Source organism: Edwardsiella sp. A.80236, from assembly GCF_044540725.1.
Lineage (GTDB): Bacteria > Pseudomonadota > Gammaproteobacteria > Enterobacterales > Enterobacteriaceae > Edwardsiella > Edwardsiella tarda.
Genome location: NZ_JBIUCY010000011.1, coordinates 109,170 through 123,155 on the forward strand (window position 1 = coordinate 109,170; position 13,986 = coordinate 123,155).

Sequence of the window (13,986 nt, forward strand, 5' to 3'; positions counted from 1 at the left end):
CTCCTTATTGGGCCTGAACACGCAGCTCGGCTGCGGAGCGACTACGGTGTCCCAGCAACGCTTTCACGTCACTGGACTTGGGTTTGACCAGGACGAAACGCGCAGCCCAGTGTGGCCAGTCGGCCAGAATCGCCTCGCCGCGTCCTGAGCCGGTCAGCCGGACATGCTCGGTGATCATTCCGCGCAGATGCTCCTCGTGGATCGCCAGATCGGCCATGCCCAATACCTCGACCAACTCTGCGTTGACGCGTTTACGGAATTCGCCATCTTCGTCGAGGACGTAGGCGAAGCCGCCCGTCATCCCGGCACCGAAGTTGATGCCGGTGCGTCCTAGGATACAGACGATGCCCCCGGTCATATATTCGCAGCCGTTATCCCCGATCCCCTCGACAACCGTGAGGGCGCCGGAGTTACGCACGGCGAAACGCTCGCCGGCTCGTCCGGCGGCGAACAGCTTCCCGCCGGTGGCGCCGTACAGGCAGGTGTTACCGATGATACTGGCCTCATGGCTGCGGAAGGCGGATCCGACCGGTGGCCGGACGACGATCCGTCCGCCCGCCATTCCCTTGCCGACGTAGTCGTTAGCGTCCCCCGTCAGCGTCAGCTCGACGCCGGCGGCGTTCCATACGCCAAAACTCTGGCCGGCGGTCCCGTTAAATTGCAGCTTCAGCGGTGCGCTGGCCATGCCCTGTTCCCCGTAACGCTCGGCGATGGCGCCGGAGAGCGAGGCGCCTACCGAACGGTCGGTATTATGGATGTCGCAGAACAGGGTGCGTCCCTGGCGGTTGGCGATATTCTCCTCTAGCTGGGAGAGCAGGCTCTGATTGAGCTGGCCCGCGTCGAAGGGGGGATTACCCTCGGTGCAGTACAGTGCCTTGCCTGGATGCGGTGTGGCCGTCTCCAGCAGTGGTGCCAGATCCAGGCGACTCTGCTTGGCGGTGATGCCGTCGAGTGTCGTCAGTAGATCGGTACGCCCGATGAGGTCCACCAGGCGGCGGACGCCGAGTTGCGCCATCAGCTCTCGGGTCTCACGGGCAATAAAGTGGAAGTAATGGCTGACGCGCAACGGTAGGCCATGGAAATGGTCGCGACGTAACTTCTCATCCTGAGTCGCGACCCCAGTCGCACAGTTATTCAGGTGGCAGATGCGGAGATACTTACAGCCTAGGGCGACCATCGGCCCGGTGCCGAAGCCGAAGCTTTCTGCACCGAGGATCGCCGCCTTGACGATGTCGACGCCGCTCTTCAGGCCCCCATCGACCTGGAGGCGGATCTTATGGCGTAAGCCGTTGGCAACCAGTGCCTGTTGGGTCTCCACCAGGCCCAGTTCCCAGGGACAGCCGGCATGCTTCACCGAGGAGAGCGGGCTGGCGCCGGTGCCGCCATCGTAGCCGGCGATGGTGATCAGATCGGCATAAGCCTTGGCGACCCCAGTGGCGATGGTGCCGACGCCCGGTTCGGAAACCAGCTTGACGGAGATCAGGGCACGCGGGTTGACCTGCTTGAGATCGAAGATCAGCTGCGCCAGATCCTCGATCGAGTAGATGTCGTGATGAGGAGGGGGGGAGATCAGTGTGACGCCGGGCACCGAGTAGCGCAGCTTGGCGATATAAGGGGTAACCTTATCGCCGGGCAACTGACCGCCTTCACCTGGCTTGGCGCCTTGTGCCACCTTAATCTGGATCACGTCGGCATTGACCAGGTAGGCTGGGGTAACGCCGAAGCGTCCAGAGGCAACCTGCTTGATGCGAGAGACCTTATCGGTGCGGTAGCGCGCCGGATCTTCGCCGCCCTCGCCGGAGTTAGAGAAGCCGCCGAGACTGTTCATCGCCTGGGCCAACGCCTCATGCGCTTCGGGGCTCAGGGCACCGATGGACATGGCGGCGGTGTCAAATCGTTGGAAGAGGCCCTGCTCCGCTTCGACCTGCGCCAGATCGAGCGGTTGCGCGGCGGGGCGCAGTGCCAGCAGATCGCGCAGCGTGGCCACCGGGCGGTGATTGACCAGCTCTGCATAACGCTGATAGTCCTGGTATTCACCGCTGTTCACCGCCTGTTGTAGGGCACGCACCACATCCGGGTTATAGGCGTGATATTCGCCGCCATGCACATACTTCAACAGGCCGCCCTGTTCCAAGGGCTGGCGAGCTAGCCAGGCACGGCGCGCCAAGTTGTGTAGGTCTTGTTGGAAGTCGCTGAAATCGGCACCGCCGATACGGCTGACGACGCCGGGGAAACAGAGCGCACAGATCTCGGCGTGCAGCCCGACGGCCTCGAACAGCTTGGAACAGCGGTAAGAGGCCACCGTCGAGATGCCCATTTTGGACATGATCTTGTACAGCCCCTTGTTGATCCCATTACGGTAATTCAGCATCACCTGGCGGTAGCTGCGGGTGATAGCCCCGCTATCCACCAGTTTGGCCAGCGTTTCATAGGCCAGATAGGGATAAATGGCGGTGGCGCCGAAGCCGAGCAACACGGCGAAATGGTGCGGGTCGCGAGCGCTGGCCGTTTCGACGATGATGTTGGCGTCGCAACGCAGGTTCTGCTCCACCAGGCGCTGCTGTACGGCACCGACGGCCATCGGGGCGGGGATCGGCAGGCGCTGTATGCCGATGGCGCGATCGGAGAGCACCAGCATGACGGCGCCCTGGCGTACCCGGCGCTCGGCCTCCTCGCACAGTTCGGCGATGGCTTGGCGTAGATCGCGCTGTTGCGGGTCGAAGGTAATGTCTAGCGTCTCGGCGCGGTAGTACTCCTCGTCTTGTCCGGTCAACTGAACGAAGTCGGAGTAGAGCAGCACTGGCGACTTGAAGTTTAAGCGGTGCGCCTGGCCTTCCGCCTCGCAGAAGACGTTCATTTCGCGCCCGATGCTGGTGGAGAGCGACATGACGTGCGCCTCACGCAGCGGATCGATCGGGGGGTTGGTCACCTGCGCGAATTGTTGGCGGAAATAGTCATAGATCAGGCGTGGTCGGCTGGAGAGCACGGCGAATGGCGTGTCGTCACCCATCGAACCGGTGGCTTCTTGGCCATTCTCCCCCAGAACCTGCACGATCTGCTCGATCTCTTCGCGGCTGTAGGCAAACTGTTTCTGGTAGCTAAGCAGCGTGCGGTCATCCAGGGTGCGACTGCCGACCTGATCGTCAGGCAGATCCTCGAAGGGGATCAGGCGGCGTACGTTCTTCTCCATCCACTCGCGGTAGGGGTGGCGGCTCTTCAGATCGTCGTCGGTCTCCTGCGAATGGAAGATGTGGCCGGAACGCGTGTCGATCACCATCAGTTCGCCGGGGCCGACGCGCCCTTTTTCGACCACTTCATCGGGTTGGTACTCCCAGATCCCGACCTCCGAGGCGCAGGTGATCAGCTTATCTTTGGTGATCACATAGCGCGCCGGGCGCAGGCCATTGCGATCCAGGTTACAGGCGGCGAAGCGCCCGTCGGACATCACGATGCCCGCCGGACCATCCCAAGGCTCCATGTGCATCGAGTTAAAATCGAAGAAGGCGCGCAGATCGGGATCCATATCCGGGTTGTTCTGCCAGGCCGGTGGCACCAGTAGACGCATGGCGCGCACGATGTCCATCCCCCCGCTGAGTAGCAGCTCTAGCATGTTGTCCAATGAGCTGGAATCGGAGCCGCTTTCGTTGACGAAGGGGGCCGCATCGTGCAAATCAGGGATCAGTGGCGTCTTGAATTTATAGGTTCGTGCCCGTGCCCATTGACGGTTACCGGTGATGGTATTGATCTCACCATTATGGGCCAGATAACGGAACGGCTGCGCCAGCGGCCAACGTGGTACGGTATTGGTCGAGAAGCGTTGGTGGAACAGGCAGATGGCCGATTCCATGCGCAGATCAGCCAGATCACGGTAGAAGCGCGGCAGATCGGCCGGCATGCACAATCCCTTGTAGATGGTCACCAGGTTGGAGAGGCTACAAACATAAAAGTCGGGATCGTGGATACGTTTTTCGATGCGCCGCCGAGCGATAAACAGGCGGCGCTCCAGATCGCGCGGTCGCCATCCGGCTGGCGCGTTGATAAAGATTTGCTCGATACGTGGCATCGAGGAGAGGGCGATCTCGCCGAGCACCTCTTGATTGACCGGGACTTCACGCCAACCGACGATGGAGAGGGTTTCGTTCTGTAACTCCTCTTCGACGATGCGCTGTGCGTCGCGTGCCTGTTCGGCGTCACGGCTGAGGAACAACATGCCGACAGCATAGTTTTTCGCCAGACGCCAGCCACGCTCTTCCGCGACCATGCGTAGGAAGCGATCAGGTTTCTGCAATAATAGCCCGCAACCATCACCGGTTTTTCCGTCGGCCAAGATAGCGCCGCGGTGTTGCATGCGGGCTAGGGCGTGGATGGCGGTCCGCACGACCTTATGGCTCGGTTCGCCTTCGATATGGGCAATCAGGCCGAAGCCGCAGTTATCCCTTTCGTGGGATGCATCGTACAACATATTCAGTGAACCTCCCCAAGCTCTGCGTACCCCGCCGCTGAGCGCGGCAACCTGTGACGGGCAGAGCCCCCGTACGCTTGCGCGGGAGATCCGCCCGCCGGGCAGCCGCTTGCATCAGTATTCACAAGCAAGCTGTCGCTCGTTACGCGGGGGACATAAATAACCGGATGACTGTGATGTGATGTTGTGCCGCACGGATGGTTATTGATTTTATTTCCGGCGGCTTTTCAACTTATCGGGAAAGATTTCTCAGGTCAAATGTGGGGTATATCACAGTTTAATGTGGCGTTTTTTGAATCATCACATTGATTTTAAAATAAAAATAAGGTTGGCGCGTCAGGCGCGCTCTGTGTGCTTACCCCACTAATCGTTAAACGTTGCTCACTATGAAATCCCACCAATGAGGTCATGCTATGCTGCTGAATGTTGATTGAGTGGAGTAAAATTTCAAAAATTAATGCAATGGCGATGATTAATTTTGTTTTTGGTTTGATGAAATATTCTACCGCCATGACTGTTTTTTGGCCGAGAGTTAACGTTTTTGGCATTGAATATGCAGTCATTTTTTTCATCGCCGTACTCATCGCTCTCTCGGGCGGTACGCGACATCGGCAGGTGGGGGGCGCGGAACGCCGTGGTGCAGCGTATACTAGTCCGCTTTGCCAGCGGGTGAGATGGGGCGTGTAGTCGATTATGCAGTTGCAGCAATTAGTGAATATGTTCGGTGCCGACTTGCAGCGCCGCTACGGAGAAAAAATCCATAAACTGACCTTGCACGGTGGCTTCAGTTGCCCCAATCGTGACGGTACGCTCGGTCGTGGGGGCTGCACCTTTTGCAACGTCGCCTCCTTTGCCGATGAGCAGATGCAGCAGCGCAGCATTGCCGAGCAACTGGCGGCACAGGCGCGTAAAGTGAATCGCGCCCGGCGTTATCTCGCCTATTTTCAGGCCTATACCAGTACCTATGCCGAGGTTTGTATACTGCGTCAGATGTATCAAGAGGCGCTCCAGCAGGCGGATATGGTGGGGTTGTGCGTGGGAACGCGTCCCGACTGTGTGCCGGAAAGTGTACTCGACCTATTGGCGGAGTACCGTGATCAGGGGTATGAGGTCTGGTTGGAGTTGGGATTGCAGAGTGCCCACGATCGCACCCTACACCGCATCAACCGTGGGCATGATTTTGCCTGCTACCAACGCACCACGCGCGCCGCACGCGCACGCGGACTGAAGGTTTGTAGCCATCTGATCGTCGGCTTACCCGGAGAGAGCCATACGGATTGTCTGGCGACGCTACAACGGGTGGTCGAGACCGGTGTTGAAGGGATCAAGTTGCATCCGTTGCATATTGTCAGCGGTAGCGTGATGGCCAAGGCCTGGCAGGCCGGGCGTCTGCCAGCATTGACGCTGGATCAGTATGTACACACGGCTGGCGAGATGATCCGCCACACGCCGCCAGAGGTGATCTATCACCGTATTTCCGCCAGCGCGCGCCGTCCGACGCTGTTGGCGCCGCAATGGTGTGAGAACCGTTGGACGGGCATGGTGGCCATCAACGATTATCTGCTGTGTCATGGCGGTCAAGCCTCGGCGTGCTAACGCGCTAACCCGATTGCGCCCAACCCCTTAGCGCCGGTTTTACGGTATGATTAAACCGTGAAAACTGCCGGGGAGTGCAAGATGAAACAAATTCGGGTATTAGCCCAGTATTACGTTGATTTAATGGTAAAACTCGGGCTGGTGCGCTTCTCCATCCTGTTGGCTTTAGCGTTAGTGCTGTTGGCGATGGTGGTGCAGCTGGCCGTGACCATGTTGTTGCGCGGCCAGGTGGACAGTATCGACGTGGTACGTTCGGTATTCTTCGGATTGTTGATCACCCCGTGGGCCGTGTATTTCCTCTCGGTGGTGGTGGAGCAATTGGAAGAGTCGCGCCAGCGTCTGAGCAAGTTGGTCAATAAGCTCGAAGAGATGCGCCACCGTGACTTGCAGCTGAATCAGCAGCTTAAGGACAACATTACCCAGCTCAATCAAGAGATCGCCGATCGCGTCAAGGCCGAGGAGGCTCGTTTGCAGGTGCTGGACACCCTCCAGCATGAGATCGATCAGCGTGAACTGGCCCAGGTCGAACTCGAGCAACAGTCCGCGCTGTTGCGCTCCTTCCTCGACTCCTCCCCAGACCTGGTGTACTACCGCAACGAGAACGGTGAGTTTTCCGGCTGCAACCGCGCCATGGAGCTGTTAACTGGCAAGAGCGAGAAGCAGCTGATCGGCCTGACGCCGCGCGATGTGTACGATGAGGATATCGCTCAGAAGGTGATCGAGACGGATGAGAAGGTATTTCGCCACAATGTCTCGCTGACTTATGAACAGTGGCTGGTCTATCCCGATGGGCGCAAGGCCTGCTTCGAGCTACGTAAGGTGCCATTCTACGATCGCGTCGGTAAGCGTCATGGCCTGATGGGCTTCGGGCGCGATATCACCGAACGTAAACGCTACCAAGATGCATTAGAGAACGCGAGCCGCGATAAAACGACGTTCATTTCAACCATCAGCCATGAATTACGTACCCCGCTGAACGGCATCGTCGGTCTCAGCCGTATCCTGTTGGATACTGAGTTGAATGATGAGCAACTCAAATACCTGAAAACCATCCATGTCAGCGCCATCACTCTTGGTAATATTTTTAACGATATCATAGAGATGGATAAGCTTGAGCGCCGCAAGGTTCAGTTGGACAATCAAGAGATCGACTTCACCGGTTTCCTGACGGATCTGGAGAATCTCTCTGGCCTACTGGTGCAACCGAAGGGATTGAATTTTACGCTGACGCCGGAGGCGGGTCTGCCGCATAAGATCATGGCGGATGGCACCCGTTTGCGTCAGATCCTCTGGAATCTGATCGGTAACGCGGTCAAGTTTACGCAGCAGGGGGGGGTCAGCGTGCGCGTCTGGCGTGAGCCATCGGATAAGTTGTTCTTCGAGGTGCGCGATACCGGTATCGGGATCCCACGCGATGAGCAAGATAAGATCTTCGCTATGTATTACCAGGTGAAGGATCGCAACGGCGGCAAGCCGGCCACGGGGACCGGTATCGGTCTGGCCGTCTCCAAGCGTCTGGCCCAGGCGATGGGGGGCGATATTGTCGTCAGCAGCGTGGCGGGCGAAGGCGCTTGCTTTACCCTGAGTATCCGGGCGCCATTGGTCGCGGAGGCACTCAGTGAGCCGCAGGACGATGAGGAGATGCCGCTGCCGGCGTTGCATATTCTGCTCGTCGAAGACATCGAGTTGAACGTCATCGTAGCGCGCTCGGTGTTGGAGAAGATGGGGAATAGCGTGGAGGTCGCGATGAGCGGTGCCGAGGCGCTCTCCATGTTCGATCCGCAGGAGTACGATCTGGTGCTGTTGGATATCCAGCTACCGGATATGACCGGCCTGGATATCGCCCGTACCCTGTGCCAACGCTACGGTAAGGCCGCGTTACCACCGCTGGTGGCACTGACAGCCAATGTATTGAAAGATAAAAAAGAATATCTGGATGCCGGTATGGATGATGTGCTGAGTAAGCCGCTGGCTGTTCCGGCGTTGACGGCGGTGATCCGCCGCTTCTGGGATAGCGAGCCTGAGGCAAAATCCACGGCGGCGGGCGTCACAGCGCACGACTCCGGTGAATTGTTGGACACCGAAATGTTGCAGCAGTATCTCGATCTGGTTGGGCCGCAACTGATCGATCAGAGTCTGGCGGTTTTCGAGAAGATGATGCCGGGTTATCTCTCGGTGTTGGAATCCAATATGACCGCGCGCGATCAGAAGGGGATCACCGAAGAGGGGCACAAGATCAAGGGGGCCGCCGGATCGGTGGGATTACGCCATCTGCAACAACTGGCACAACAGATCCAGACGCCGACCTTGCCTGCCTGGTGGGATAACGTGCAGGAGTGGATCGAGGAGCTGAAGCAGGAGTGGCGCCACGATGTAGACGTGCTACGTGACTGGGTCGCTCAGGCGACAAAAAAATGACCCCGACGGAGTCGGGGTGCGCAACGACTGCGCCAACACCAGGGAAAATGGCTAGCTACGCATAGTTGATGAGAGAAATTATCAAGAAAAGGTTTGCGTAACTAGAGTGATTCGGTTCGACGCACAACATTGTCAACATACCAACAAGTTGATGATGAATGTTAGTTTATTCATTTAAATGTGTGATGCATTTTGTTTTTTACCAATACAAACCGTCAATATGTTGACTTACTTAGAATTAGTTACTAGTGAGAACGATGACGTCACTTGGGGCTAAAAAGGTAAATAAAATCGAATAGTTCATCAGCGTTAATGCTAACGGTGGCGTTCTGTGAGCCGGGCGCTAACGCGATGAACGCACGTAACCGGTGAGTGAGGAGAAGCGATGAAACGAGTTGGCGTAGTACTCAGTGGCTGTGGTGTGTTCGATGGCAGCGAGATCCATGAAGCGGTATTAACGTTGCTGGCGTTGTCTCGCGCCGGCGCACAGGCGGTATGTTTGGCGCCGGATCGGGAACAGACGCAGGTGATCGATCATCGGAGTGGGGAGGCGGTTGCAGAGCGGCGCAATATGTTGGCCGAAGCGGCGCGTATCGCTCGGGGTGAGGTGACCCCCTTGGCACAAGGGGATGCCAGCCAACTGGATGCCTTGATCGTTCCGGGGGGCTTCGGTGCCGCGAAGAACTTGAGTAGCCTGGCAAGCGATGGGGCGGCGTGCTGGGTGGATAGTGATCTGCAACGCTTGGTCAGGGAGCTGCATCAAGCCGGTAAACCGCTAGGCTTTATCTGTATCGCGCCGGCGCTATTACCCAAGTTGCTGGGGGCGCCAGTGCGAGTGACTATTGGCAACGATGCGGGAACCATCGCCGCCATCGAGGCCATGGGGGGGCAGCATGTTGCCTGCCCGGTGGATGAGATCGTGGTGGATACGGCACAACGCGTGGTGACCACTCCGGCCTATATGTTGGCTGGCTCGATTGCCGAGGCGGCGCAAGGGATCGACAAGCTGGTGGCACAGGTGCTGGAAATGACTCGATGAGGGAAACCGCGACGCTGCGCCGCGTTGGGCGAGGTGTGCGGCGCTGGTGCGGGCGCGCGTGTGTTGCGTTGATCGGGATGTGGCTCACCGCCCTATTGTTGTTCGCCATTCTACCGGTGCCTTATTCGGCGGTGATGATACAACGTCAGATCGGCGCCTGGCTGGAGGGGGATTTTAGTTATGTCGCTCATCAGCGTTGGCGGCCGCTTTCGGCGATCTCGCCGGAGATGGCCTTGGCGGTGATCGCCGCCGAAGATCAGAAATTTCCTCAACACTGGGGATTCGATCTGGGCGCCATCGAGCGGGTATTGGATCGTGCCGATGAAGGGCGTCGGCCATTGCGCGGCGCCTCGACGCTCTCTCAACAAACGGTAAAAAATCTGCTGTTGTGGGATGGCCGTAGCTGGTTACGTAAGGGGTTGGAAGCAGGCCTCACGTTAGGTGAGGAGTTGCTGTGGAGTAAGCGTCGTATATTGACCGTCTACCTGAATATCGTCGAGTTCGGTCCGGGTATCTTTGGGGTGGAGGCGGCAGCCCAGCATTACTTTCATAAGCCTGCCAGCCGCTTGACGGCTAGCGAGGCCGCGTTGTTGGCGGCGGTACTCCCCAATCCGCACCGTTTTCATGTCCAGGCTCCCTCGGGTTATGTCTGGCAGCGTCAACGCTGGATCCTGCGGCAAATGCGTCAATTGGGGGGAGAGAGCTTCCTGCGGCGTAATGATCTGTAGCGCTTGCTACGCCCCGCGTTGGCGGGGCGTAGCGGGGAGGGTTACTTCAACAGCGTAAAGGCGGTAGTGACGTGTTTCACACCGCTGACGCGGCTGGCGAGCTGTGCCGCCGCTTGCCCTTCTTTCGGGGTGACCAGACCTAACAGGAAGACCTCGCCATTTTCGGTGGTGACCTTCACGTTGGTCGACTTCACCTGATCGCTGGCGAGCAGTTGAGAACGCACCTTGGTGGTGATCCAGGCATCGGCCGAGGCGGTCCCCAGACTGACGGGATTCCCGCGTCGAATCTCATTGTAGACCGCTTTGGTGCCTTCGACGCCCATGGCAATCTGCTTGGCGCGGTTGATCAGTTCTTGGCTCGGTGCCTGCCCGGTCAGCAGGACCTGGCCTTGATAGGCGGTGACCACCACACGCGCCTCTTTCTTCAGCTGTGCATCTTTGCTCAGGGCATTGGAGATACGCGCCTCGAGCGTACCATCGTCGACTTGTGTACCCACGCTACGCGGATCGCTGGCGGCCTGCGTTGCCATAGTGGCACTGCCGATCACGGCGGCAACACAGCCTTGCAAGAGCAACGCGCTGAGAACCAGCAACAGGGGGAAACATCGGGTTAGGGGAAAACGCATCGTCATGACGACTCCTTCAGTCAGCCTGATGGGGGAACAGGGTGTTATCGATTAAATCGCACAGGCAATTGACGGTCAGCATGTGCATCTCTTGAATGCGGGTGCTGCGATGGGAGGGAATGCGGATCTCCACATCCTGCTGCCCCAGCAGCCCAGCCAACTCGCCGCCATCATAGCCGGTCAATGCCACGATGGTCATATCGCGCGTCACCGCCGCCTCGACGGCCTTCACGATATCACGGCTGTTGCCACGGGTGGAGATGGCCAACAGGACGTCACCGGCATGCCCGAGGGCACGCACCTGTTTGGCATAGATCTCATCGTGGAGGCGATCATTGCCTATCGCGGTTAAGACCACGCTATCCGCATTAAGTGCGATCGCCGGCAGGCTAGGGCGCTCGGTTTCAAAACGGTTGATCAGCGTGGCGGCGAAATGTTGAGCGTTGGCCCCCGAGGCTCCGTTACCGCAGCACAGAATTTTATTACCGTTGAGTAGCGACTGCACCAAGGTCATTGCCGCGCGGGAGATGGCATCAGGCAAGGCCTCGGCGGCGGCAATTTGAGTTTGAATGCTTTCAGTAAAACAGCCTTTGATTCTTTCCAGCACGGTAAGTATCCATTGATTCAGAAAAGCCTGAAAAGCGAGTATGCGCTTCAGACAAATGCATTGGGCAGCCATTGTAACTGCCCGCCGGTGATTGCCAAAACGTCAAAACGGCAGTCTGCCGTTTCTAGGCTCTGATTGTGTGCCGCCAGCCAATGGGCGGCGGCGCGTAATAGGCGTCGTTGCTTGCCTCTATCGACGCTAGCCGCGGCACTACCGTAACGGTCAGAGCGGCGGTAACGTACCTCAACGAACACCCAAGTCGCGCCATCGCGCATGATCAGATCGATCTCACCGCCAGGTAGGCGCACATTCGCGGCGTGAAAACGCAGCCCGGCGCGCTCCAGATAGCGGCGCGCATGCCGCTCATGGTGCGCGCCGATCTGCGACGTGCTTACTGTACCGGGACGATGCTGCCCTGTTGGTACTGTAGCCATGGCAGTTTCCGCTGGATGACGCAGTCCGAGTTGGCGCTTAGCATCCCGGTCGCGCCCTTGACTTGGAAGCCGGGGATCTGACGCATCTGGGTAAAGTGGTTCGCCAGCGTCCATGCGTCGGCCCCCATGGCGTATAGGCGCATCAGCGAATAGTCGTTGCGGTACTGAGCCGGGGCCTGTTGCAGGATGGCGGGATCGCTACCGGCCAGCAACGGAATATCGCTGAACTGTATGCCTTCCATCTCTAGGCGGTAGTCGGGACCGGCCCCAGCCTGATAGCTGCGTGAGCTGGCATATAGCCCGATGCCGTTATGGGTCCCATTAGCCAGGTCGATCATCGGCTTGATTAGCGTCAGCTCGGCCGGGGTGGCGATGATGTAAACCGCGTCCACATTGCCACCACTCGCGGCAGGCGGTTGCGCCGGTGCCGGGATGGTTAGGCCTGCGATGGTGACCGAGGCGGACTGGGCGGGAGCGACCATGACCGGTTGCCCGGTCAGACGGATACCCGTACCGCCGTTGATGGTACTACGCAATTCGGCACTGGAGCCAAAGGTCTGTTGCAATACCGTTCCGCCTCCGAGGGATTGCCACTCACTGGCGAATGCCTTCGCGACGCGATCCCCCAGCGGAGTGCGTGGGATCAGCAGTAACGGCGTGCGTTTACCCTGGTCCCAGATGTGGCGTGCGGCATCGCGTGCTTCATCTTCGGGTGATAGCGCGAAGTAACAGATATTGGGCTGATTCTTGACCTGCTCCGGCTGATTGAGCGCCAGAATATTCAGGGGTGTAGAGAGGCTGGCGAGTTGCTCGACGTTGTTCTTTAACAGCGGACCGACCACCAGGCTGGCGCCGCCTTGCTGTGCCTGAGCCAATAGCGCCGGCAATGGGGTCGTGCTGGTGTCATACACTTGGATATGGGCGTCGGGGTTGCCGGGGCTGACGCTAGGGGCGACGGGATCGCCTGCCGCGTCCAGTTGCGGTTGCGCTGCCGCTACGCTGGCGTCGCCAGGCGCCGCTGCCGCGCTAGGCGTATCGGTTGTGCCGCTCTGTGCGCTAGGGCTGACGGCACCAGCGGCGTTGACGTCCGCGGGTGCTGGCATACTGCCTGTCGCCGCCGCCGCCGCCGCCGCCGGTGTGGCCGAGACGGCGCCGGATGCTGCCGTCGCGCCGCTAACTGGTGTGGCCGCTACACTTTGGCTGAAGGCGCCATTCTTTGCCGCGTTGAAGCCAGCCTCGATGGCATCGGAGAAGGCCTTCGCCTGACCATTCAGGGGCAATAGCAAGGCGATGTTCGCGGTGGAGGCCGCTTGTAGGTGCAGAATGTTATCCAGGGCGGAGGGCAGCAACGCCGCCGCCGGGTTGTTGGGGTAACGCGTCTGCCAGTCCTTAATCGCCGCTTTAAGCAGCGCCGGATCTTGGCGGTTATCTTGGTATAGACGCAGTAGATCCAGCCAGCCGCGTAGGACATCCTCGTTGGCATTGATCACCATGCCGTTGAGATCGGCCTGGCTAAGCCCACTGAGCGCCGCCCAAGTCGCGTCGATGTTGGCCTTACGCTGGGCATCTTGCGTCAGTAACGGTTGCAGCGCGATGTAAGCACGGAGTTGCGCCAGCGTGGTTTTTCCCGATGTCGCGGCGATCAGCGCCTGATAGTAGCGTTGTTGCTGCGCCGGGGTGAGTTGGCTGACATCCAGCTTGGCGAGCAGTGCATTGGCCTGTTGCGGCGCCTGGCGGGCGATCGCTAATTCGGCGCCGACCAGTTGTTGTTCCTGGCGTTGCGCCTCGCTCAGTTGTTGCGGTAATTGGCCATACAGTTCGGCCGCCTGGGGCAGTTTTCCTTCGCGCAGCAATGCACGAATGGCAAGTAATTGCCAATCAGCCTTGCTATCATCGCTACTTTGCTGCATCTGCTGCAAATAGTAGGCGGCGGATGCGGTTGCCTCGCTCTGAACGGGGGCCGGCGGCGTGGTGGATTCGCGCCCGGCGCAGGCGGCCAATAACATGGCGGCCAGAACCAGCGGGATGAGGCGTCCGGACTTGGTGCGGACAGTGATTGAGGAAAGCATACTGTAC

At 59.0% G+C, this 13,986-nt stretch carries 10 protein-coding genes; 4 read left to right on the forward strand and 6 right to left on the reverse strand.

The features are described 5' to 3' along the window. Positions 1–4 precede the first annotated feature (4 nt). Complete coding sequence (gene gltB, locus ACEQFP_RS11025; RefSeq protein ID WP_005281759.1) at positions 5–4,462, reverse strand: glutamate synthase large subunit; 4,458 nt, start codon at positions 4,460–4,462, stop codon at positions 5–7. A 311-nt stretch (positions 4,463–4,773) separates the two neighbouring features. After that, on the reverse strand, positions 4,774–5,034 hold the full coding sequence (locus ACEQFP_RS11030) for a hypothetical protein (protein ID WP_005297360.1): 261 nt from the start codon (positions 5,032–5,034) through the stop codon (positions 4,774–4,776). A gap of 121 nt (positions 5,035–5,155) precedes the next feature. Between ACEQFP_RS11030 and ACEQFP_RS11035 the strand changes: the two genes are divergently transcribed. From ACEQFP_RS11035 to mtgA, 4 genes are all read left to right on the forward strand, one after another. Next, positions 5,156–6,058 (forward strand): TIGR01212 family radical SAM protein, encoded by a 903-nt coding sequence (locus ACEQFP_RS11035; RefSeq protein ID WP_005297361.1) that lies wholly within the window; start codon positions 5,156–5,158, stop codon positions 6,056–6,058. An 81-nt stretch (positions 6,059–6,139) separates the two neighbouring features. Continuing rightward, the gene (gene arcB / locus ACEQFP_RS11040; RefSeq protein WP_005281767.1) at positions 6,140–8,476 is read left to right on the forward strand and encodes an aerobic respiration two-component sensor histidine kinase ArcB; all 2,337 of its coding nucleotides are present in this window, start codon (positions 6,140–6,142) and stop codon (positions 8,474–8,476) included. A gap of 385 nt (positions 8,477–8,861) precedes the next feature. Further along, entirely contained in the window at positions 8,862–9,515 is a 654-nt protein-coding gene (gene elbB, locus ACEQFP_RS11045) for an isoprenoid biosynthesis glyoxalase ElbB (RefSeq protein ID WP_005281768.1), read from the forward strand. Beyond that, positions 9,512–10,243, forward strand: a complete 732-nt coding sequence (mtgA, locus tag ACEQFP_RS11050) for a monofunctional biosynthetic peptidoglycan transglycosylase (protein ID WP_097364140.1) — start codon at positions 9,512–9,514, stop codon at positions 10,241–10,243. The genes elbB and mtgA overlap by 4 nt, the downstream gene beginning before the upstream one ends. A gap of 41 nt (positions 10,244–10,284) precedes the next feature. On the opposite strand, the gene dolP is transcribed toward mtgA, so the two are convergent. From dolP to ACEQFP_RS11070, 4 genes are read right to left on the reverse strand one after another with little or no spacing between them, the layout of a single operon-like run. Continuing rightward, positions 10,285–10,875 (reverse strand): division/outer membrane stress-associated lipid-binding lipoprotein, encoded by a 591-nt coding sequence (gene dolP, locus ACEQFP_RS11055; RefSeq protein WP_005281771.1) that lies wholly within the window; start codon positions 10,873–10,875, stop codon positions 10,285–10,287. Between the two features lie 10 nt (positions 10,876–10,885). Continuing rightward, positions 10,886–11,476, reverse strand: coding sequence for a DnaA initiator-associating protein DiaA (gene diaA / locus ACEQFP_RS11060; RefSeq protein ID WP_005297367.1), 591 nt, complete (start codon positions 11,474–11,476; stop codon positions 10,886–10,888). A gap of 47 nt (positions 11,477–11,523) precedes the next feature. Next, on the reverse strand, positions 11,524–11,910 hold the full coding sequence (locus ACEQFP_RS11065) for a YraN family protein (RefSeq protein WP_005297370.1): 387 nt from the start codon (positions 11,908–11,910) through the stop codon (positions 11,524–11,526). After that, entirely contained in the window at positions 11,868–13,979 is a 2,112-nt protein-coding gene (locus ACEQFP_RS11070) for a penicillin-binding protein activator (protein WP_370546986.1), read from the reverse strand. The genes ACEQFP_RS11065 and ACEQFP_RS11070 overlap by 43 nt, the downstream gene beginning before the upstream one ends. Positions 13,980–13,986 lie beyond the last annotated feature (7 nt).

Bases quoted from the DNA above. Each gene is read 5' to 3' on its own strand.
- elbB (WP_005281768.1), top strand. From the start codon at position 8,862: ATGAAACGAGTTGGCGTAGTACTCAGTGGCTGTGGTGTGTTCGATGGC.
- arcB (WP_005281767.1), top strand. From the start codon at position 6,140: ATGAAACAAATTCGGGTATTAGCCCAGTATTACGTTGATTTAATGGTA.
- mtgA (WP_097364140.1), top strand. From the start codon at position 9,512: ATGAGGGAAACCGCGACGCTGCGCCGCGTTGGGCGAGGTGTGCGGCGC.
- ACEQFP_RS11030 (WP_005297360.1), bottom strand. From the start codon at position 5,034: ATGAAAAAAATGACTGCATATTCAATGCCAAAAACGTTAACTCTCGGC.
- ACEQFP_RS11070 (WP_370546986.1), bottom strand. From the start codon at position 13,979: ATGCTTTCCTCAATCACTGTCCGCACCAAGTCCGGACGCCTCATCCCG.
- dolP (WP_005281771.1), bottom strand. From the start codon at position 10,875: ATGACGATGCGTTTTCCCCTAACCCGATGTTTCCCCCTGTTGCTGGTT.
- ACEQFP_RS11065 (WP_005297370.1), bottom strand. From the start codon at position 11,910: ATGGCTACAGTACCAACAGGGCAGCATCGTCCCGGTACAGTAAGCACG.
- gltB (WP_005281759.1), bottom strand. From the start codon at position 4,462: ATGTTGTACGATGCATCCCACGAAAGGGATAACTGCGGCTTCGGCCTG.
- ACEQFP_RS11035 (WP_005297361.1), top strand. From the start codon at position 5,156: ATGCAGTTGCAGCAATTAGTGAATATGTTCGGTGCCGACTTGCAGCGC.